The organism is Pseudarthrobacter sp. MOO14, assembly GCF_058267675.1.
On sequence record NZ_CM177849.1, the window covers coordinates 3,044,101 to 3,065,395 of the forward strand.

Genomic DNA, 21,295 nt, shown 5'->3' on the forward strand with positions numbered 1-21,295 from the left:
CGGGCTCGCGCGGCGTGATAGCAATGAGGGTGATGAATCAAAGCCCATTCCCCATGTTGTCCCTGTGAGCGCCGGCGTCCTTTCCCGCGTGCCCAAGAGCTGGATCCTGCTGGCCTGCATCGGCCTGCTGGCCCTGAACCTGCGGGGCCCCTTCGTGGCGGTCGCGCCCCTGGTGGACCACATGCAGGCGGAACTGCACTTCTCGCCGGTCATGCTGGGGCTGCTGACGAGTATCCCGGTGCTCTGCTTTTCGCTCGCTGCTCCATTGGCCTCTCTGGCGGCGCGGAGGTTCGGGGCAGAGTTTGCCGTCACGCTGACCATCCTGGGTGTCCTTGCCGGCGTGGTGGTCCGTTCCGCGGGCGGCCCGGTGCTGGTGGTGGCCGGTACCGTGCTCATCGGGGTGGCCATCACGGTGGGAAATATTGCGGTGCCCCTGATCATCCGCCGCGATTTCGCACCGCGCCGGCAGGGGACCGCCATGGGGATCTACACGGCGGCATTGAACATCGGGTCCTTCCTGACCTCGGTGGCCATGGCTCCGCTGGCAGCGGTCACCGGGTGGCGGCTTGCGCTCGCCGCCGTCGCTGTCCTTGCGGTCGCCGCCATTGTGGTGTGGGTCCTGGCGGTGGGGCCGCGCACGGCATTCCTGGTGTCGGATCCGGATGAGGCCTCGGGTGGGGACGGGCAGCGGGCGACGGCGCGCAGTTCCGGCTGGACGACGTTCGGGCTGACCGCGGGCTTCGGCGGCCAGGCGTTCTCCTACTACGGCGTCACCGCCTGGCTGCCCAGCTACCTGCACGACGAACTGGGGATGAATGCCGCCCAGGCCGGTGCCGCGTCCTCGATCTTCCAGATCCTGGCGATCGTGGGCGGCCTTGGCGTTCCCTTTGCGGCCAAATACATGAGTACGACGGCGGTGGCGGTCACCTTGGGGACGTTGTGGCTTGCCGTTCCCGTAGGGCTCCTGGTCCTGCCGCAGCTGTGGTGGCTGTGGTCCACGTCCGGCGGCATCGCCCAGGGCGGCGGCATCACCCTGATCTTCATCGCCGTGATCAAGCTGGCGCGCGACCAGGCCTCCGCCGGCCGGATGTCCGCAACGGTCCAGGGCCTTGGCTATTGCCTCGCTGCCGTTGCCCCTCCGCTGGTGGGCTTCGTCCACGACACGTCCGGCTCGTGGACGCCGGCCCTGCTGGTCATCCTGGCCTCCGTACTGACCTTCTTCGCCAGCACCACCCTGTCCGTGCGGAAGGTGCCGAAGGGGCGCTAAGGCCGCGTCCGCCGTCGGACGTTCCGCCACCCCAACGCCCGCTCACTTGATGCACCAGACGGCGGAACGCCCGCTCACTTCTTGCATCAAACGGCGGAACGCCCGCTCACCTCTTGCATCAAACGGCGGAACGCCCGCTCACTTTCTTGGGGAAAGTGAGCGGGCGTTCCGGGTTTTCCTGCAACAAGTGAGCGGGGGTGTGAGGGGTGCTCCGTCGCCGGGCCGGCGCCCCGGATTTCGGGGGGCCTGTTGCGGAGGGCGTGCCGGCCCGGCAAACGGAAGTTGTGGTGGATCAGGCCGCTGCCAGCTCCTCGACCGTGGCCTTCTCGCGGGCTTCCGTGAGGTAGCGGGCATAGGCGGGGAGCGTCAGGAAGGACGGGAACTCACGGCTGAGCGTGACTTCCTCGAAGATGTCTCGGGCGTCCTCAAAACGGTCGCCGTCGAAGCGCTCCAGCCGGGCGAATTCCTCGTCCAGGAGTTCTTCCACCCACTCGTGGCTGATGATCTCGCCCTGGTCAGTGATGGCGCGGGCGTAGATCCACTGCCAGAGCTGCGACCGTGAGATCTCCGCGGTGGCGGCGTCCTCCATCAGGTTGTGGATGGCTACGGCGCCGTTGCCGCGGAGCCAGGACTCGATGTAGCGGATGCCCACCTCGATGTTGTTCCGGATGCCCTGCTCGGTGATGGTGCCGGTGGTGGCAGCGACGTTAATCAGGGCGCGGTCATCGGGGGTGACGTCCTCGCGGAGCCGGTCCAGCTGGTTGGGCTTGCTGCCGAGGACGCCGTCAAACACTTCGCGGCAGACGGGCACCAGGTCGGGGTGGGCCACCCAGGAACCGTCGAACCCGTCGTTGGCCTCGCGGGTCTTGTCCGCACGCACCTTCTCGAGGGCGTTGGCGTTGGCTTCCGGGTCCTTGCGGTTGGGAACGGCTGCGGCCATGCCGCCGATGGCCATGGCACCGCGCTTGTGGCAGGCCCGGACCAGCTGTTCGGTGTAGGCACGCATGAACGGCTGGGTCATGGTCACCTGGCCGCGGTCCGGGAGGACGAAGCGCGGGCCGCGGGTACGGAAGTTCTTGATCAGGGAGAAGATGTAGTCCCAGCGGCCGGCGTTCAGGCCCGAGGCGTGGTCGCGGAGTTCGTAGAGGATCTCCTCCATCTCGAACGCTGCCGTGATGGTTTCGATCAGCACGGTGGCTCGGATGGTGCCCTGCGGGATGCCGAGCAGGTCCTGGGCCAGGATGAAGATGTCGTTCCACAGCCGGGCTTCCAGGTGGTTCTCGATCTTGGGCAGGTAGAAGTAGGGGCCCTTGCCCTGGGCGAGCAGGCGGCGGGCGTTGTGGAAGAAGAACAGGCCAAAGTCCACGATGCCGCCGGCGATGGGCTGGCCGTCGATCAGCATGTGCTTTTCCGGCAGGTGCCAGCCGCGGGGACGGACCACGATGGTGGGCAGGTCGCCGTCCGCCTTCAGCTTGTAGTCCTTGCCTTCTTCGGTGGTGAAGTCGATCCGGCGCTCCAGCGCGTCGGTGAGGTTCAGCTGGCCCTTGATGACGTTCCGCCAGGTGGGGGTGGAAGAGTCCTCCATGTCGGCGAGCCACACCTTCGCTCCCGAGTTCAGGGCGTTGATGGTCATCTTCTTGTCCACCGGGCCCGTGATCTCGACGCGGCGGTCCTCCAGGCCGGGTGCCGGGGGAGCCACCCGCCAGGACGGATCATTACGGATGTGCTCGGTCTCCCTCAGGAAGCGCGGGTCCGTTCCGGCGGCAATGTCGGCCCGCCGCGCGCGCCGTGCCTGCAGCAGCTCCTGGCGCCGCTCAGCGGTGGCCCGGTGCAGCTTGGCAATGAAGGAGAGGGCATCCGGCGTCAGCACCTCGTCCTGCCGGCAAATGGGCTGGGCGGTCAAGGTAATGCCATTGATCGTGAAGCTGTCAGTGAAGCTGTTCATTTCAGTCTCCTTAAAGACGAAAGGGAAGTTCGACGGCGGGTAGCAGCAGGGTGGCGACTGAGGCACGAGGCCGAGGAGCCGGTGTCGCGGCAGCCTGCGTAAAAGGGGCCCTGCGTCCGGCCTCGGCGAGTTCTACGAGCCCAAGGCCGGACGTGGGGAATAGCAGGCAGAGACGATGCCGGTCCGAAGGCCGGACGGAAGCGCCGCCGTCGTAAGCGTTAGTGGAACTGGCCCTCTTCGGTCGATCCGACCAGGGCGAGGGTGGAGGCGTTGGGGTTGAGCGCCGTGGAGATGGTGTCGAAGTAGCCGGTGCCGACTTCGCGCTGGTGCTTGGTTGCGGTGTAGCCGCGGGATTCGGAGGCGAATTCCTTCTCCTGGAGTTCGACGTAGGCGCTCATGCCTTCACGGGCGTAGCCGTGGGCGAGGTCGAACATCGAGTAGTTCAGGGCGTGGAAGCCGGCCAGGGTGATGAACTGGAACGTGAAGCCCATGGCGCCGAGTTCGCGCTGGAACTTGGCGATGGTGGCGTCATCCAGGTGCTTGCGCCAGTTGAACGACGGCGAGCAGTTGTAGGAGAGCATCTGGTCCGGGAACTCGGCCTTGACGGATTCGGCGAACTTGCGGGCCAGCTCCAGGTCCGGGGTGCCGGTCTCCATCCAGATGAGGTCGGAGTACGGGGCGTAGGCCTTGGCGCGGGCGATGCAGGGTTCGATGCCGTTGCGGACCTTGTAGAAGCCCTCGGCGGTGCGCTCGCCGGTGATGAACTCCTGGTCCCGCTCGTCCACGTCGGAGGTGATCAGGGTGGCTGCCTCGGCGTCGGTGCGGGCAATGACGACCGTGGGGGTGCCGGCGACGTCGGCTGCCAGGCGGGCCGCGTTCAGGGTGCGGACGTGCTGCTGGGTGGGGATCAGCACCTTGCCGCCGAGGTGGCCGCACTTCTTCTCCGAGGCGAGCTGGTCCTCCCAGTGAACGCCGGCCGCGCCGGCCTGGATCATGGATTTCATGAGTTCGTAGGCGTTCAGCGGGCCGCCGAAGCCGGCTTCGGCGTCCGCGACGATCGGGACCAGCCAGTCCTCGACGGTTTGGATGCCCTCGGAGAATTCGATCTGGTCGGCGCGGAGCAGGGCGTTATTGATGCGGCGGACCACCGTGGGAACGGAGTTGGCCGGGTAGAGGGACTGGTCCGGGTAGGTGTGGCCGGAGTTGTTGGCGTCCGCGGCCACCTGCCAGCCGGAGAGGTAGATGGCGCGCAGGCCTGCCTTGACCTGCTGCACGGCCTGGTTGCCCGTCAGGGCGCCCAAGGCGTTCGTGTAGCCGCCGGTCTTGTGCTCCTCGGTGAGCTGCTTCCACAGCTTTTCGGAGCCGCGGCGGGCCAGGGTGTGCTCTTCGGAGACACGTCCCCGGAGACGGACGACGTCGGAGGCTGAGTAGTCCCGGGTCACACCTTCCCAGCGGGGGTTGGCGGCCCACTCGAGCTCCAGGGCGGCGGCCTGCTGAGTTGCGTCCTGGCCGGACGGCTGCTGGGTGGGCTCAAATGCTGCAGTCATCGTTGATCTCCTTGATTGAGCTCCGGACGGAGTAGGTGGGAACCTCGCCGTTGAGGCTCCCACCGGCTTATCCGGTGCGGTGTTTCTTTCCGTGACAACTACTTTTCAGCACTTTCAACCCCCTTTCTAGATGAAAACCATGGAAAGAAATGCGCTTCTTCCCGTATTCTTCAGAAATGTCGCCTTCAAGCTGGAACAGGGACGTTTCCCAGACGCCCTCCACCGCCGCCCCGGAACTGGACGTCATCGCCCTGGGACGCCGCGTCCGCCACCTGCGCAAACAAGCCGGCCTGACGCTCGATGACCTGAGCGCCGCCGTCGGCACCGCTCCCAGCCAGTTGAGCCTGATCGAAAACGGCAAGCGTGAGCCCAAGCTGACGCTGCTTCAACACCTCGCAGGGGCGCTCAATGTCAGCATTGACCAACTGCTCGGGGCCGAGCCGCCCAGCCGCCGCGCCGCCCTGGAAATCGAGCTGGAACGGTACCAGCGCGGACCGCTGTACGAGTCGCTGGATCTGCCCAAAATCCGCATCAGTTCGCGGCTGCCGCTGGATGTGCTGGAGGCCCAAGTGGGGCTGCTGCACGAGCTCGAACGGAAGATGAACGAGCAGGTGGCCACCCCCGAGGAAGCCCGCCGCGCCAACGGGGAACTGCGGGCCATGATGCGGGAACGCGGGAACTACTTTCCGGAGTATGAGGCCGAGGCCCAAAAGGTCCTCAAGGAGGTTGGCTACACCACCGGTCCGCTGAGCCAGCACGTCATCGCAGACATCGCCGCGCACCTCGGTTTCACCCTGCACCATGTAGGCGATCTGCCGCATTCCACCCGGTCCGTGACGGATTTGAAGAACCGCAGAATTTACCTGACCCAGAGCCAGCGGCAGGACCACGACCCCCGCTCGGTGCTGCTGCAGGCGCTGGGCCACTACGTCCTGGGCCATGAAACGCCCAAGAACTACGGCGACTTCCTGGCCCAGCGGGTGGCCACCAACTACTTCGCGGCCGCCCTGCTCCTGCCCGAACAGGCCACGGTGGAATTTCTGCAAAAAGCCAAAGCTGCCAAGGAAATCGCGGTGGAGGACATTCGGGATGCGTTCGCTGTGTCCTACGAGACCGCCGCGCACCGGTTCACCAACTTGGCCACCAAGCACCTGGGCATCACCACGCATTTCCAGAAGACACACCAGAGCGGGATCATCTACAAGGCCTACGAGAACGACGGCGTGAACTTCCCCCAGGACCACACCGGCGCCATCGAGGGGCAACCGTCGTGCAAGGCGTGGACATCGCGGGCGGTGTTCGACGTGCCGGACAAGTTCAGCGCGTACAGCCAGTACACCGACACGCCGTCGGGCACGTATTGGTGCACGGCCCGCACGGAGCGCTCCGCCGCCGGGGAGTTCTCCCTGAGCATTGGGGTGCCCTACCAGCACGTGAAGTGGTTCCGCGGGCGCGAGACCACGGCCCGGGCCACCTCCAACTGCCCGGATCCGACCTGCTGCAAGCGTCCGCCTGCCGAACTTACTAACCAGTGGGCCGGCAATGCCTGGCCGTCGGCGCGGGCCCACTCACACCTCTTGGCCGCCATGCCGCCCGGCGCCTTCCCGGGCGTGGACGAAACCGAGGTGTACAGCTTCCTGCAGGCCCACTCCGGGAGTTGAGACGCACGCCCGCTCACGTCTTGCGGCTATCCCCCGCACGCCCGCTCACATCTTGCCAAAGAAGTGAGCGGGCGTCGGGGGTTTTCCGGTCGAAAGTGAGCGGGCGTTGGGGGTTTTCCGGTCGGAAGTGAGCGGGCGTTTGGGGTTTTCCTGTCGGAGGTGAGTGGGCGTTTGGGTTTTTCCGGTCGGAGGTGAGCGGGCGTTGGGTCAGCCGTGCAGGGTCCGGTAGGCGTCGGCCGCGGCGGGGTGCAGGGGGACGCCGGCGGTATTGATGAGGCTTTCGGCGCTAAGGAACTGCACCCCCAGGCTGGACTGTGGAATGAGTTCGCCGGCGTTATGCACCAGCAGTTGCACCGTCCGCTCCACCGTGGCGTTGTCCAGGTCCCGGCGGCACAGCAGCAGGTTGGGCGCGCCCACCGTCCACACGGCCGGGATGCCGGGGTAGCTGCCTTCGGGGATGAGGACGCGGTCATAGATGCCGCCGTACCGCCGTCGCAGTTCGGGCAGCAGGCCGGAGAGGTCCAGCAGCCCCAGCGCCACCTCCTGCTGGGCTGCGGCGATGGCGGCCGTCGGCACGCCACCGGACCAGAACAACGCATCCACGGCACCCGCCTTCAGAGCGGCAATGCCGTCGTTCAGGCCAAGATTTTCGACGGCAGCGGTCCCGGCTGTGGGCGCTGCGGCAGTTGCCGAGGCACCCAGGCCGGCCGCTTCAAGGAGCCTGGGGGTGGTGAGGGAAGTACCGGACCCCGGCTGTCCCACGGCAACCCGGCGCCCGGCAAGCCCGGAGACATCCCGGATCCCACTGTCCTTGCGCACCACGCAGTGGACGTAGTTTTCGTAGACCTTCCCGATCGCTGCGATCTCTGGCGCATTCCCGCTGGATTTGTCCCCGGCAGCGTCCGCGAGGGCCACGGCAAACGCGGCGCGCCCGGCTCGGAGTTCGGCAATGTTGTCCAGGCTCCCGCCGGTGGCTACGGCGCGCGCATGGTTGGCCACGCCGTGACGCTCCAGGGCCGCCGCCAGGAGCGTCGAGAACTCGAGGTAGAAGCCGCCCGGTTCGCCGCCCGCCACAATGAGGCTCTCCGGCCGGTCCCCGCCGGTGCAGGCACTGAGGGCGGGCGGCAGCGTGGTTGCAAGTCCGACGGCGGTGGCCCACGCCAGGACGGACCGGCGGGACGGGTGCGGTGCCGGGATGGAAACGCTAGGCACGGGTACCACCGCCGGGCATCGCATCCGGGGCGGCATTCGAGTAGGCGTGGAACTCGATCCGGGCCGTCAATCCGTGGGGGACTGCTTCGGCCAGCACCAGCCGGGCCCCGTTCGCGGCGGCAAGCTCACCCACGATGGTCATACCCAGCCCGGTCCCGGGAACCGAGGAGTGCCGGGGGGACCGCCAGAACCTGGTGGCAGCCGAGGCGCGTTCGGACGCCGAAAGCCCCGGGCCGTCGTCGGAAATTTCCACCACAACCGCGTCCATCTCCGTCCGCACGGCAGCGGTGACGGTGGCCCCGGGCGCGTACTTGAAGGCGTTGCCGAGGAGTTCGTCCAGCATCTGGGCCAGCTCGGCGGCCCGGCACGCAATCAGGGCCGCAGGATGGGGTGCCGGCACGAGCACCAGGCGGCACCCGGCCTGGTCCGCCAGGGGTGCCGCCCTTTCGATTTCCCCCTGAAGGACGGGGAACGGATCGACGGGCGGGGCGGCCGCATGGTCTGCGGAAGAGCCAGATGCCCGCAGGTACCCTTCCGAGGCCCGGTGCTCCGCGGCGGCAAGTTTCAAAACCCCGTCAAGGATGTCCTCCACCCGCTCAAGCTCCGCCACGGCCCGGTCCGCTGCGTCGTGTTCGCGGGCGGACTTCAGCTCAAGCTGGAGCAAGTCCAGCCGCAGCCGGAGTGCGCCCACAGGGTTGCGCAGCTGGTGGGACGTGTCCGCGATCAGCTGCCGTTGCGCTTCCATGCTGGCGCTCACGGTCCTGGCCATCGCCGTGAACGACCGGCTCAGTTCCCGCAGCTCCGGGGGACCTTCCTCCGGAAGCTGCTCGGTGCGCCCGGTCCGTTCCAGCTCGTGCACCGCCGAATCAAGCCGGAGGACGGGCCGCAGCACCCAGCCGGTGACCCTGGCCGCCCCCAGCAGCAGCACTGCTGCCAGCGCCAGGGCGGCAAGGCCCACTCCGAGCCAGCGCTGCTGGAGCTTCTGCCGGGCCGTCTCCGCGTGGACGTCCAGGACCACGGCACCGAGCACCTGGCTGGCGCTGCCAAAGGGCCGGAATATGACGTGCGACCCCGCGCCGAAGGGCTCCAGCGGTTCCAGGGACATGTTGCTCACGTTCAGCCGGGCCATCGACAGCGCGTCCTGCACATCGGGCCGGCCCGCGTCCAGGTCCCCCGAACGCAGCGTGGCCTGCTGGACGCGGACCACCATCCCCTCGCCATACAGCCCGGAATAGGTGTCCATTTCCCGCTGCAGGCGCACGGTGTCGCCGTCGTTCGCGGCGTCAAAGGCCACTTGTGCCAGCCGGTTCAAGGAGGCCGCCCGATTGATCTGCAGTTCCTGGGTCAGCTCCCGGGAGGCGGAGGTCAGGATGGTGCCCGAGATGAGGAAGACCACCACCAGGCACAGCACGCTGAGGACCCCGAGCACCCGCAGCCTCATCCGGCAGCCGCCTCGACGCGGTAGCCCACGCCGCGGACATTGATGATGAATCCCGGCTTGCCGAGTTTTGCCCGCAGCCCGGTGAGGTGCACGTCCAGGGACCGGGACGAGGCCAGGAAGGCGTCACCCCAGAGGGCGTCCAGGATCTGTTCCCTGGTGACCACCGAGCCTGCATGGCTGGCCAGCAAGGCGAGGAGTTCGAATTCCGTGGCGGTCAGCGGCACCGGTTCGCCTGCCCTGGACGCGGTGCGCTTGGCCAGGTCGATCTCCACGTCGCCAAGCACGATCACCTCCTGCGGCGTCCCCCTGCTGCGCCCGGCCCGGCGCGTTACAGCTTCTATCCGGGCCAGCAGTTCCACCAGCTTCACCGGTTTGACCAGGTAGTCGTCCGCGCCGGAGCGGAGCCCGAGCACCACGCTGCGTTCGTCGTCGCGCGCCGTCAAAATCAGGATGGGCACATCGGTGACCTGCCGGAGCTTGCGCAGCACCTCCAGGCCGTCCATGTCCGGAAGCCCCAGGTCCAGCAGGATCACCTGGAAATTCCGGTGGGAGAGCAGCGCGTCAGCGCCCCGGGACAACCGCCGCGGGTGGTGCCCGGCGCTTTCGACGGCGGCCGTGAGCGCGCCGGCCATGGCGTCGTCGTCCTCGACGATCAGCACGTCCATGGCCATCTTCCTTGCCGCGTTTCCACTGTTTCCAGGTCCAGTTGCCGGTTCATTCCCGCCCCCGTGAGACTACCGCGTGGCGGCAAAATTTGCCCGACGGCGGGAGGTCGGGCAGGGGGAAAGCGGGGCGCCGCGAAACCTAAGGAAGTGTTAGGAAAGTGCGTTCCTCGTTGGTTGTGCGGTGGATCACCCATACCGTGGATGAGGCCCTCCGCCGCAGGAGGCCGAGGTTACTACAGGAGGAACTCACCGATGAGCACCCAACAAGCCGCGCCCCAGTCGGAGGCAGCCCAGACCCGCCGGGCGGTGGGCAACATCCTGAAGGGCTCCGCGGGCAACCTCGTGGAATGGTACGACGTCTACATCTACACGGCGTTCCTGGCGTACTTCCAGCCACACTTCTTCAACTCCAAGGATCCGCTGCAGGGCGCACTGGAAGGCATGGCTGTCTTTGCCGTCACGTTCCTGATGCGGCCCATCGGCAGCTGGTTCTTCGGCAGGTTCGCCGACCGCAAGGGCAGGAAGGCGGCCCTGACGCTGAGCGTGACCATGATGTCCGCGGGCTCATTCTTCATCGCCATCCTGCCCACCAAGGACGTGATCGGCGTCTGGGCGCTGGTCCTGCTGGTGCTGGCGCGCCTGGTCCAGGGCTTCTCGGTGGGTGGCGAATACGGCACCAGCGCCACCTACATGTCGGAGGCGGCCACCGCCAAACGCCGCGGGTTCTTCTCCAGCTTCCAGTACGTCACGCTGATCGGCGGCCAGATGCTGGCACTGCTGGTGCTGGTGGTCCTGCAGAACGTCCTGGACAAGGAGGCCCTGGCCGGGTGGGGCTGGCGCATCCCGTTCGCCATCGGCGGCGTGGCCGCACTGGTCGTGCTGTGGCTGCGGCGTTCCATGGAGGAAACCGTCTCCGCCAGCCAGGTCGAGGCCGCGGCAAACGCCAAGGCATCCGGGGAACCCCAGCCTGGAACGCTCAGGCTGCTCTTCACCAAGCACTGGAAGGCGCTGCTGATCTGCATCGGCGTCACCCTGGGCGGAACGGTGGCGTTCTACACCTACACCAACTTCATCCTCAGCTTCATGAACACCACCAGCGGCATCGCCAAGGAAACGACCTCGGTCATCAACTTCTGGGCGCTGTTCATCTTCATGCTGCTCCAGCCCGTCTACGGCATCATTTCGGACAAGGTGGGCCGCAAGCCCCTGCTGCTCTGGTTCGGCATCACCGGCGTGCTGTTCACCTGGCCGCTGATGTCCGCGCTCGCCGGGACGAAGGATCCCTTCGTGGCCTTCATGCTGATGATGGGCGGCCTGCTGATCGTGGGCGGCTACACCTCCATCAACGCACTGGTGAAGGCCGAACTGTTCCCGGCTTCCATCCGCGCCCTCGGTGTCGGCCTGGGCTACGCGATCGCGAACTCCCTCTTCGGCGGGACGGTGCCGCTGATCGGTGCCGCGCTGCAGAAGGCCGGACAGGTTGAGCTCCTCTTCACCTACGTCACCGTGGCTATCGGCATCTCGCTGCTGGTCTACATCTTCGCCCTGAAGAACAAGAAGGCCACCCATCTCGATGACGAGCAGGGCCACGCTTGGGAACAAACGCCGGTGGGTGGCGGCAAGGACAAGGATCCGCTCGGCGTCTAGTCCGGGAGGCACCAGGGTGCCTGGTTCCCAAGGAGGCGTACGACGACGGCTGCCAGGCCGTCGTCGTACGCCTCCTTTATGCGCTGGGGGTCCTTAGCGCCGGGCAGTCCGCCGCCGCGCCAGGAAGCCGTGGGCGGCGAACAGGCGGGGCAGTACCACGTACACCGCAGTCGGCACCACCACCATGGTCAGGGCCATCGCCCGGAAGATGGGATGCCAGCTTTCCATCAACGGGGCGGAAGCCATCATTCCGATGGCCACCAGCGGGAAGATGGCCAGCCAGGTGATGGCGGCGCGGACGTGGATGGACGGCGGAATGGGCAGCGCCGCGGGCTCCGGTGGCGTGGGGGTTGTCGAATTGGCAATGGCGGGGGAGGCGGGCTGTGTCACCGTGTCCATGGAAACTCCAACTAGTTAGTTGCTTTTTGTTTGCAATGACAATAAACCGCGGCCTGCAACAATTGCAACTACCTGGTTGGAATTGTGTAGACTTGTGTCATGGCGTGGAACACGGAGCGGACCAAGGAACTGTTGCTCGCTGCTGCCACGGAGGAGTTCAGTGCCAAGGGCCTGGCGGGGGCCCGGGTGGACCGGATCGCAACTGCCGCGGGCGTGAACAAGGAACGCATCTACCAGTACTTCGGCAAGAAGGATGAGCTCTTCGACGCCGTCCTGGCCGCCGAAATGGTCCGGGTCATGACCGAGGTACCCATTAGCGGCAGCGGGCCGGAAGCGTTTGGAGAATACGCCGGCCGCCTCTTTGACCGGCACACCACCGACGGCGTCCTGCCCCGGCTCCTGTTCTGGGAAGGCCTTGAACGCGGCAAGGAAACCGTCAGCCGTGCCACCCGGTCCGACCACTGCGCCATCAAGGTGGGCCAGGTGCTTGACGTCCTGCCCGGGATCGACCGCACGGACGCCGCGGACCTGCTGATCACCGTCATCACCCTCTGCGACGGCTGGCCCGTCCTGCCCCAGATCGACACCCTCCTGGCGGGCAGCGGCCCTGACCGCACCGCCCGGCGTCGTGCGTTCATTGTGCGGACCGCCACCCTGCTCGCCGGCGCGCTCCTCGCGGAGGCGCAGGCAGCGTTGGCAAACGCGCCCGGCTAGCTGCACCACCTCGGCCGCTGGCGGCGGGCGGTCCGCCGGGCGCGGGCGGACTATATTGGGCCATGTCAGCACAGCACCACAAACGCGGGAGTCTGCACTCATGGCCAAGGAACTTGCCACCCAGCTCATCGAACAACTCCAGGCTGCCGGCGTGCAGCGGATCTACGGGATTGTGGGTGACAGCCTCAACCCGATCGTGGACGCCGTCCGGCAAACAGGCGGGGCCGCGAAGGGTGGGATCGACTGGATCCACGTCCGCCATGAGGAAGCCGCCGCCTTTGCCGCAGCCGCCGAAGCTCAGCTCACCGGCAAGCTCGCGGTATGCGCCGGCTCCTGCGGCCCCGGCAACCTTCACCTCATCAACGGCCTGTACGACGCCAACCGCTCCGGCGCGCCCGTGCTGGCCATCGCCTCCCACATCCCCAGCAAGCAGATCGGCAGCAGCTTCTTCCAGGAAACCCACCCGGACCGGCTCTTCAACGAATGTTCGGTGTACTCCGAACTGGTCAGCACCGCCGAGCAGGCGCCGCGGGTCATGCACAGCGCCATCCAGCACGCCGTGGGCCTCGGGGGAGTCGCCGTCGTGACCCTTCCCGGCGACATTGCCGGACTCGAGGCAACGGCACCCACCCCGCTGCCGGCCGCCTTCCGTCCCGCCAGCCTGGTCCCGGATCCGGCCAGCGTCCAAGCGCTCGCGGACGCCATCAACGACGCCGGCAAGGTGGCAATTTTCGCCGGCGCCGGCGTGGAGGGGGCACACGCAGAGCTGATGGCGCTCGCTGAGCTGGCCAAGGCGCCGGTGGGGCACTCACTCCGCGGCAAGGACTTCGTCCAGTACGACAACCCCTTCGACATCGGCATGACCGGCCTGCTCGGCTACGGCGCCGCCGCCGAGGGCATCGAAGACGCCGACCTTCTGATCCTCCTCGGCACGGACTTCCCGTACGACCAGTTCCTGCCCGACACCAGGACCGCGCAGGTGGACCGGGCGGCGCAGCGGCTGGGCCGGCGGACCGACGTCGACATTGCCGTCCACGGCGACGTCCTCCCCACCCTGCGGGCCCTGCTGCCGCTGGTGAAGGCCAAGAAGAGCCGCCGGTTCCTGGACCAGATGCTCAAGAAGCACGACCGGCTGATGAACAAGGCCGTGGGCGCTTACACCCGCAAGGTGGAGAAGAAGCAGCCCATCCACCCGGAGTACGCGGCCTCGCTCCTGGACCAGGTGGCGGCAGAGGACGCCATTTTCACCGCGGACACGGGCATGTGCAACGTCTGGACCGCCCGCTACATCAACCCGCTGGGCACCCGGCGGCTGATCGGGTCCTTCCTGCACGGGTCCATGGCCAACGCCCTGCCGCATGCCATCGGCGCACAGTTGGCCTATCCCGGCCGGCAGGTGGTCTCGGTCTCGGGCGACGGCGGCCTGTCCATGCTGCTGGGGGAGCTGATTACGGTGGCGGCGCACCGGTTGCCGGTCAACGTGGTGGTCTTCAACAACTCCACCTTGGGCATGGTGAAGCTGGAGATGCTGGTGGATGGCCTGCCCGACTTCGGCGTGGACGTGCCGGACGCCAACTACGCCGCCGTGGCCAAGGCCCTGGGGTTCCACGCCGTGCGCGTGACGGATCCGGCACAGATCGAGACGGCGTACCGGGAGGCCTTTGCACACCCCGGTCCCTCCCTGGTGGAGCTGATCACCGATCCCAAAGCACTGTCCATCCCGCCCAAGATCTCCGGGTCACAGGTGCTGGGGTTCGCCACCGCCATGTCCAAGGTGGTCCTGAACCGGGGAGCGGGCGAGGCCGTGAGCATGGCCCGCAGCAACCTGCGCAACATCCCGCGGCGCTAGGAACACGTCGAGTTCGCCGGAAACTCCCGGGATCGCCGGAAACTCCCGGCGAGCTCGAGGGTTTCCAGCGAACCCGGCGCGGGGAGAAGAGGTTCTACCGGGCTCCGCCCTGCCAGAGCGCATCGAACGGGGCGCCCGAGGCTACGCGGTTGCGGATACCGGCGGTGACGAAGTCCTTGGCGGTCCGGGCTGCATCCAATGGTGTGGCGCCCTTGGCCAGCTCCGCGGTCACGGCTGCGGCGAGCGAGCAGCCGGCACCGGAGACGGCAACTTCGCCCACCTTCGGGGCTGTGAGGACTTCCAGGGTCTCACCGTCGTAGAAGACGTCGACGGCGTCCGGGCCTTCCAGCCGCACCCCGCCCTTGGCCAGGACTGCTGCACCGCTGAGTTCGTGGATGCGGACGGCGGCGGCCTTCAGGGACTCGACGTCGGTGATCTCCAGCCCGGACAGGGACTCCGCCTCGAAGTGGTTCGGCGTCACGAAGGTTGCCAGCGGCAGGATCTGGGCTTTCAGGGCCTGATCCGTGTCCAGCGCGTGGCCCGGTTCCTGGCCTTTGCAGATCAGCACCGGATCCAGGACCACGTTGGCGAAGCTGTTTTCCTGCAGCGCGGAGGCCACCGTGCTGATCGTTGCCGGGCTGCCCAGCATGCCGATCTTCACCGTGTCCAGCGCGGACGGTGCGCCGGACGCCGGACCATACGCCGCCGTCGTCGCCTCCAGCTGGTCAGCGATCACCTGCTGGTCCACCGGCACGAAGCGGTGGTTCCAGCTGTCCTTCGGGTCGAAGGAGACGATGCAGGTCAGGTTCGCGATGCCGAAGACGCCCAGCTCCTGGAATGTCTTCAGGTCGGCCTGGGCGCCGGCACCGCCGGTTGCCTCGGAACCTGCGATGGTGAGGACGACGGCGGGACCGTTGACGGACAGCGTTGCATCAGGGGTAGCGGAAGTCATGCCCCCATCCTGCCACCCGGCGTCGGGCGCTTTCCATGTGGTGACGTACAGGGCATCGGGACGTCATATGGTCAGGAATCCAGCGGTTCAGAGCCTGCCAGTGCGGCGCCGGGCAGGAATGCCCCTGGTCCAAAGGGGACGTGGAGCGGGCGGTTCACGGCCGCGACCGGGCGATCTGAAGCAAGGCCTGCCCCAGCTCCGGCTGGCTGTAAACGAAGCCCGCGTCGAGCAGTTTCTGCGGCTGTACCCACCTGCTCTTCAGAACGAGTTCGGTCTCCGTGCGGATCAGGATGGCGCCTGCCCGAAGGAGCCATCCCGGGGTAGGTATGCCGAAGCGCGCGCCGTAGGCCCGGCGCACCAAATGCATCATCTCCCGGTTGCTCACCACTTCCGGTGAAGCCACATTTACCGGCCCTGCGATGCCGGTCCGCGCGTGCAGGAAGCGGATGCTGCGGTACAGGTCCTCCACATGGACCCAGCTGAACTTCTGCCAGCCATCACCCATGTGGCCGCCCAGCCCCAGCCGTGCGAGGTTGGCGAACGGAGCCAGTGCACCGCCGCCGCGGCCCAGCACGATAGCGATCCGCAGGGGGATCTTCCGGGTTCCCGGTGTGACCGCCGACTCAAGGGCGGCTTCCCAAGCTTTGGCCACGTCCACCGAGAAGCCGGTGCCCAGCTCGCCGTCGGCCTCGGACTGGGGACGATCGCGGGCGTCGCGGTAGATGGTTCCGGTGCTGGCATTCAGCCAGGTCGACGGCGGCTCCTGGCACCGCGCGATGGCCCGGCCGAGTGCCTTGGTGGTGGACACCCTCGAGTCCATGATCACCCCCTTGTTCCGCTCGCTGTAACGGCACGAGACGGAGCGTCCGGCGAGGTTCACCACCAGTTCGGCGCCGTTGAGCACCCGGGCCATGCCGGCGTCGTCGGCCCATGCTGCCCCGGCACTGCCGGTTCCCTTTCGTCCTATGGTCCGCACCATCCAGCCGTCCTCCTGGAAACGCCGGCGCAGGTAGGTGCCAATGAAGCCCGAAGCGCCTGCCAGTACAACTGTCCGTGTGCTGTCCACCTTTTCCCCCCAATGGTTGTTGTCTTTCTTAACCGCGGATGCTGCGGCTCAGGTCGAGGACGTCGTCCAGCACCTTGCCGACTCCCGGGATGCGGGCAAGTGCCAGTCCGCGGGCCACCAGTGGAGCCGCTCCGTCCACCAGTTTCCTGGTCCGCCGCTGGCCCTCGGAGGTGTCGTAGACCCAGAACAGGGTGATGCCCATGTAGCAGAGCCAGAGCAGTTCCGGCAGGTCGTCCCGCACCTTCTTCGGTACGGCAGGGCGGGTCCCGTCCACCGTGTTCCTGAAGATATCCAGGGATGCTTCCCGAGCGAGGGTTGAGCCCCCGGAGAACGGGTTCACCGGCGATGTTGGCCGGATGGCGGTGGCCACGAAGTCCGCTCCGAAGCGGTGGTACGGGGCCATGACGTCAAGGCCGGCATGCAATGTGGCCTTCAGCCGCTCAGCGAATCCGGCGGTCCGCTCCAGCGCTTCGGAGGCCAGAGCAGCGTGCTCGGCCTGCACCTGGATGTACAACTCGTGGACAAGATCGTCCTTGGACGCGAAGTAGTAGTAGGCGTTGCCTACGGAAACGCCTGCCTCGGCAGCGATGGCGCGCATGGTGGTCTTCTCGAAGCCGATCTCACGGAACATGCGCAGCGCAGTGTCCGCCACCCGCTGCCGCGTCTGTTCGCTCTTGGCTACCACCGCGTCTCCCCACTCTTGAACGTGTTCAAAAATGAGTGTGACACAAAACTGAACGTGTTCAAAGACTGGTTGGGATCCGATATCCGCTGTGGTCCGGCAACGCCCCGGGTGTGGCGCTCCACGCCGCATGGATGTCAGGTCGCCGGAAAGATGCCAGGTCGCCGGAAAGAACCGGCGACCTGGTCCCGTTCCGGCGATCTGGCGCTCCACGCGGCGGTTTGGCTACCGCCCAAGTGCGGCCAGGACACGGGCTTTGAACTCATGTTCACGGAAGAGGTCGGCCCAGGTCAGGCGAAGGAAGGTCCAGCCATTCTCGGTGAGGTCCTTCTCGCGCTGCCGCTCCTGAAACAGCACCTCAGCCGTTGGCCGGTAGTCGAAGTACTTCGCTTTCCCGTCGAATTCGAGTGCCACCTTCTTGTCCTTCCAGGCGAAATCCAGCCGGTACCGGCCGGCACGAGTTGCTACCAACACCTGGGGCTCCGGCAGGGGAAGTTTCAGCCGCATCAGGAGTTCCCGGGTCAGTGTTTCGCCGGCTGACTCCGAACGTGGATCTGCATGGTTAAGGGCGCGCCGGAGGGTCCGGATCCCGCGGCGCCCCTCCAGCCCCTCGGCCATGCTTTCGAGGAGGGTTTTGTCGGCCCCAAGCCGGAGGGCATGATCGGTCAGTACCAGTGCCTGCCGGTAACCCAGCATCATGGCGCAATCAACTACCGTCCGCTCCAGCGAGGTCACCCTGAGGCCGCCGAGGGTGACCACCTCCGACGCTGTCCACGGCCGGGTATGGCCTTGGACATCCTTGCCGAGCCGCTCGCTGGAAGGATTCCGCGGCAGCAGAAGGTGGATCGTGTCATCGACTGCCCACAGGTGCAGAGCGTGCATCCGGGCCGCAGAGGTATGGCTGTACACATAGCCGCCCGATGAGGTGGTCAGGGTCCCGTACGCGTGGGCGCGAATCAACTGCTTGCTGCGGACGGGATTTGTCTGCTTCTCCCACAGCTCGGCGCGGATGTAGCAGCCGTGGCGAAGCCGTACCAGCTTCCCGTGGAGGACCAATGCCTTGATGGCCCGGGAATTGAGGCCGCTCTCGTGCAACTGCGCCGTCCGCCATAGGTTGCCGGTGCTCGGAAGGGAGGGGAGACGGAAAGGCGGCTGGAGTGTCATCCGGACAGGATCCTGCCGCTGCGGCAACTCAGGAAGGCGCCGCCGTCGTCATGTGGAAAACCTGCCAGGGCCGCCCTGCCCCCGGGCTCGCCGCAAGCCGTCCAGCTCGCCGCAAGCCGTCCAGCTCGCCGCAACGTTCCGGCGATCCGGCAGCGTTCCGGCGAGTTCGACGGCGGCCGGCCGGGTCAGGCCTTCAGCGTCCCGTCCAGGAGGGCCCGCAGCTCACGGAAATGTCGTTCCGTGGCTTCAGGGTGGAAGGCCGACGTGTCCGCCATCGTGTACCCGTGGGGCGCCCCTTCGTAGACGACATTGGACGCCTCCAAGCCCGCGTCACGCAGCGCGTCGCCGAGGCGGGCCACCGCATCCGGGGCCATGCTCCTGTCGTTGTCCGCGTGGCCGAACACGAAGCGGGCCCGTGCCTTCCCCAGCCCAAGATGCGGGCTGTCCGGCTCGTCCGTGGCCAGGCCGCCGCCGTGGAAGCCGCCGCAGGCCGCCACCGCCTCGGGGTGCGCGGTGGCGGTCCGGACGGCAAGGCGGGCGCCCATGCAGTAGCCGGTGGCTCCGATCGGGCCCGGTGCAACGCCGTCGAGTCCGGCCAGCGCGGCAACCCATGCATCGATGTCTGGCAGCGCCTTGTCCGACGTCAGGTGGCCGACCCGCGGGAACGCCGCCTTGCCGGCCGCCTCCCGGCCCTCCTGGGTGGACATGTCAACGGCCGGGGCCAGCTGCTCCACGGTTCCGTCACGGTAGAAGACGTTGGGCGCAAGCACCACGTAGCCCCAGTCCGCGATGCGCTGGGCCATCTCCTCGATGCGGGGGCGCAGGCCAAAGGCGTCCATGTAGAGGATCACGCCGGGGAACGGGCCGGTACCGCTGGACGGACGGACGACAAGGGCTTCGGCAGGGCCTGCTGCGGCCTGGATCTCAATGAGCATCTGGTCAGGATAGCGGAGGCTGCCGGGAGTACGCTCAGGAGTAGTACCGGCCCAGGGTTTCCGCCTTGAAGTCGAAGAACGTGCCGGACTCGATGGCCAGCCGGGCGTCGTCCACCATCTTCACCACGAACCGCTCGTTGTGGATGGAGATGAGGGTGGCGGACACCATTTCCTTGGCCTTGAACAGGTGGTGGATGTATGCCCGGGAGTAGTTGGCACACGCGTAGCAGTCGCAGCCTTCCTGCAGGGGCCCGAAATCGCGCTTGTATTTGGCGCCGGAAAGGTTGAACCGGCCGTAAGGCGTGTAGAAGGCCGAGTTCCGGGCCACACGGGTGGGGGAGACGCAGTCGAACGTATCGGCGCCGTTTTCGATGGCCGTAAAGATGTCGTCCGGCTCGGAAATCCCCAGCAGGTGGCGCGGCTTGTCCTCCGGCAGTTCCTCGTTGCACCAGCGGACGATCGTGCCCAGGTTCTCCTTCTCCAAGGCCCCGCCAATACCGAAACCGTCGAACGGCATGGCACCAAGGTCCCGGCACGCCTTCCGGCGGAGGTCCTCGTACTGTGCCCCCTGGATCACGCCGAACAGGGCCTGGTACGGCTTGCCCGCGCGGTCCTCCGTCAGGCGGAAGTGCTCCTCAATGCACCGCACCGCCCACAGCCGGGTGCGCTCCAGGGACTCTTCCTGGTAGCGGCGGGAATTCTGCAAGGTGGTGAGCTCGTCGAACGCGAACATGATGTCCGCGCCGATCTGGTGCTGGACCTGCATGGAAATTTCCGGGGAGAAGCGGTGGCGGTCGCCATTGAGGTGGGATTTGAACCAGACACCGTCGTCATCGATGTGCGCCAGGCGCTCCTTGCCGGGGGCCACGGCGTCATCCGGGCCGGGTGCGCCCGCGGCAGCAACAGTCTTCATGTCGATGACCTTCTTGAACCCGGACCCCAGGCTCATCACCTGGAAACCGCCGGAGTCCGTGAACGTGGGACCGGACCAGTTCATGAAGGCGCCCAGGCCGCCGGCCTCGTCCAGGATGTCCGGGCCGGGCTGAAGGTACAGGTGGTAGGCATTGGCCAGCAGGGCCTGCGCGCCCAGGTCCGCCATCGATTCCGGCAGTACCGCCTTGACCGTTGCTTTGGTGCCGACGGCGATGAACGCCGGCGTCTGGATCTCACCGTGCGGGGTGGTGATGGTGCCGGTGCGGCCCAGGAACTCGCCGCCGTTTTCCCTTTCTTGGGCCGCTGACGGCGGGCAGGAGTCCGCCAGCCGCGTGCCTACTGTGAAAGAGAACTGCGATTGGGTTTCAGGCAGGGCGAAGGCAGGGTTGGCAGGCACCACACCAGTCTGCCAGCAAACCTTACGACGCCGGCAACCGGCCCCGGGCAGGCCGGCGGCGGAGCGTCAGCTGGCTGGGTCCGTCCCGGGGTAGTTGGCCTCCCGCCAAGAATCCCAGGCGGAACGCACGGCGTCGAAGGCTGCGGCGCCAAGGTCATAGGTGGAAACCACCACCAGCGAACCGTCGCCCTCCGCACGGACGTCCTTGATGGCAGGGTGGTCCGCAACCACCAGCAGCCCTTCGCCGTGCTCGGCGTAACTGTGCACGGTGAGGCCCACTTGGTGGCTGGTCCGGTACCAGACCTTGCCGCTGATTTCCTCTCCGGTATCCAAAGTGACCTGGTACGGCTCGCCCGGGGCCGGAAGGTCCTTCAGTCCGAGTTTTTCGATGGCCGAGCCCTTCCCGCCCGTCAGGTGCAGGAACAGGGTGTGCCGCTTGCCGTGCGGGTGGCGTTCCAGCGCGAAGCGGAGCTGCTGCAGGAACGTCAGCCACCCTTGGGTGATGTCCTCGTCCCAGGCTGCCCACTCCGAATTGTGGTCCAGCGCCCCGCGTGTGACGCTGACCCTTGTCCCTTCCGGCACCGGGTGGAGTTCGAACGTGTCCCCGCCGTGCACCGTCAGGCTGGTATGGTCCGCGGATTCCTGTTCGTCGCCGGAGAAATAGATCTGCTTGATCTCGGACTCCAGGTCCTCGGCCTGCCAGCCGTGCCACTGGGCCACCTTGGACGGTTCACGCAGCATGGTCCAGACCTGCGGCGCGTCGGCGTTGATCACTACGCTGAGATTGTTCGTCATAGCCCCGAATGTACAACTCCGGCT

At 66.9% G+C, this 21,295-nt stretch carries 18 protein-coding genes; 5 read left to right on the plus strand and 13 right to left on the minus strand.

Annotation, left to right across the window (positions count from 1 at the left end; translation table 11 throughout):
• Positions 1-64: 64 nt before the first annotated feature.
• Positions 65-1,267 carry an MFS transporter gene (locus tag AC4EEV_RS14320; protein ID WP_018763174.1) on the plus strand — a complete coding sequence of 401 codons (1,203 nt, stop codon included), beginning with the start codon at positions 65-67 and terminating at the stop codon, positions 1,265-1,267.
• A 292-nt stretch (positions 1,268-1,559) separates the two neighbouring features.
• Here AC4EEV_RS14320 and aceB read toward each other — a convergent pair whose 3' ends face one another.
• Positions 1,560-3,212, minus strand: a complete 1,653-nt coding sequence (gene aceB, locus AC4EEV_RS14325; RefSeq protein WP_285320424.1) for a malate synthase A — start codon at positions 3,210-3,212, stop codon at positions 1,560-1,562.
• Positions 3,213-3,430: 218 nt separating this feature from the next.
• Positions 3,431-4,759 carry an isocitrate lyase gene (gene aceA / locus AC4EEV_RS14330; RefSeq protein WP_491329253.1) on the minus strand — a complete coding sequence of 443 codons (1,329 nt, stop codon included), beginning with the start codon at positions 4,757-4,759 and terminating at the stop codon, positions 3,431-3,433.
• A gap of 149 nt (positions 4,760-4,908) precedes the next feature.
• Between aceA and AC4EEV_RS14335 the strand changes: the two genes are divergently transcribed.
• Complete coding sequence (locus AC4EEV_RS14335) at positions 4,909-6,420, plus strand: helix-turn-helix domain-containing protein (protein WP_491329254.1); 1,512 nt, start codon at positions 4,909-4,911, stop codon at positions 6,418-6,420.
• Positions 6,421-6,627: 207 nt separating this feature from the next.
• On the opposite strand, the gene AC4EEV_RS14340 is transcribed toward AC4EEV_RS14335, so the two are convergent.
• From AC4EEV_RS14340 to AC4EEV_RS14350, 3 genes are read right to left on the minus strand one after another with little or no spacing between them, the layout of a single operon-like run.
• Positions 6,628-7,632: a TAXI family TRAP transporter solute-binding subunit gene (locus AC4EEV_RS14340; protein WP_491329255.1), complete on the minus strand. Its 1,005-nt coding sequence runs from the start codon at positions 7,630-7,632 to the stop codon at positions 6,628-6,630.
• The gene (locus tag AC4EEV_RS14345) at positions 7,625-9,073 is read right to left on the minus strand and encodes a sensor histidine kinase (RefSeq protein WP_491329256.1); all 1,449 of its coding nucleotides are present in this window, start codon (positions 9,071-9,073) and stop codon (positions 7,625-7,627) included. The genes AC4EEV_RS14340 and AC4EEV_RS14345 overlap by 8 nt, the downstream gene beginning before the upstream one ends.
• Entirely contained in the window at positions 9,070-9,738 is a 669-nt protein-coding gene (locus AC4EEV_RS14350) for a response regulator transcription factor (protein WP_285320420.1), read from the minus strand. The genes AC4EEV_RS14345 and AC4EEV_RS14350 overlap by 4 nt, the downstream gene beginning before the upstream one ends.
• Positions 9,739-9,990: 252 nt before the next feature.
• On the opposite strand from AC4EEV_RS14350, the gene AC4EEV_RS14355 reads away from it, so the two are divergent.
• On the plus strand, positions 9,991-11,385 hold the full coding sequence (locus tag AC4EEV_RS14355; RefSeq protein WP_491329257.1) for an MFS transporter: 1,395 nt from the start codon (positions 9,991-9,993) through the stop codon (positions 11,383-11,385).
• Between the two features lie 93 nt (positions 11,386-11,478).
• Here the strand turns inward: AC4EEV_RS14355 and AC4EEV_RS14360 are convergent, their stop codons facing one another.
• Positions 11,479-11,784: a hypothetical protein gene (locus tag AC4EEV_RS14360; RefSeq protein WP_285320418.1), complete on the minus strand. Its 306-nt coding sequence runs from the start codon at positions 11,782-11,784 to the stop codon at positions 11,479-11,481.
• A gap of 99 nt (positions 11,785-11,883) precedes the next feature.
• Between AC4EEV_RS14360 and AC4EEV_RS14365 the strand changes: the two genes are divergently transcribed.
• Both AC4EEV_RS14365 and AC4EEV_RS14370 read left to right on the plus strand, forming a co-directional pair.
• Positions 11,884-12,498, plus strand: coding sequence for a TetR/AcrR family transcriptional regulator (locus tag AC4EEV_RS14365; RefSeq protein WP_018763764.1), 615 nt, complete (start codon positions 11,884-11,886; stop codon positions 12,496-12,498).
• Positions 12,499-12,598: 100 nt separating this feature from the next.
• A complete protein-coding gene (locus tag AC4EEV_RS14370) occupies positions 12,599-14,347 on the plus strand; it encodes a pyruvate dehydrogenase (RefSeq protein ID WP_285320417.1) in 1,749 nt (582 codons plus the stop codon).
• Between the two features lie 94 nt (positions 14,348-14,441).
• On the opposite strand, the gene AC4EEV_RS14375 is transcribed toward AC4EEV_RS14370, so the two are convergent.
• The 7 genes from AC4EEV_RS14375 to AC4EEV_RS14405 all read right to left on the minus strand — a co-directional run bounded on the left by AC4EEV_RS14375 (position 14,442) and on the right by AC4EEV_RS14405 (position 21,271).
• Positions 14,442-15,299: a hydroxymethylpyrimidine/phosphomethylpyrimidine kinase gene (locus AC4EEV_RS14375; RefSeq protein WP_133831098.1), complete on the minus strand. Its 858-nt coding sequence runs from the start codon at positions 15,297-15,299 to the stop codon at positions 14,442-14,444.
• A gap of 154 nt (positions 15,300-15,453) precedes the next feature.
• Positions 15,454-16,365 (minus strand): TIGR01777 family oxidoreductase, encoded by a 912-nt coding sequence (locus AC4EEV_RS14380; RefSeq protein ID WP_491329258.1) that lies wholly within the window; start codon positions 16,363-16,365, stop codon positions 15,454-15,456.
• A gap of 28 nt (positions 16,366-16,393) precedes the next feature.
• Entirely contained in the window at positions 16,394-17,050 is a 657-nt protein-coding gene (locus tag AC4EEV_RS14385; RefSeq protein ID WP_109045896.1) for a TetR/AcrR family transcriptional regulator, read from the minus strand.
• Positions 17,051-17,272: 222 nt separating this feature from the next.
• On the minus strand, positions 17,273-18,211 hold the full coding sequence (locus tag AC4EEV_RS14390) for a type IV toxin-antitoxin system AbiEi family antitoxin domain-containing protein (protein WP_491329259.1): 939 nt from the start codon (positions 18,209-18,211) through the stop codon (positions 17,273-17,275).
• 185 nt (positions 18,212-18,396) lie between these two features.
• Positions 18,397-19,146, minus strand: coding sequence for a dienelactone hydrolase family protein (locus AC4EEV_RS14395; RefSeq protein ID WP_491329260.1), 750 nt, complete (start codon positions 19,144-19,146; stop codon positions 18,397-18,399).
• Positions 19,147-19,180: 34 nt separating this feature from the next.
• Positions 19,181-20,476, minus strand: a complete 1,296-nt coding sequence (gene tgt / locus AC4EEV_RS14400; protein WP_109045926.1) for a tRNA guanosine(34) transglycosylase Tgt — start codon at positions 20,474-20,476, stop codon at positions 19,181-19,183.
• A 66-nt stretch (positions 20,477-20,542) separates the two neighbouring features.
• Complete coding sequence (locus AC4EEV_RS14405; RefSeq protein WP_491329261.1) at positions 20,543-21,271, minus strand: SRPBCC family protein; 729 nt, start codon at positions 21,269-21,271, stop codon at positions 20,543-20,545.
• Between the last annotated feature and the right edge of the window lie 24 nt (positions 21,272-21,295).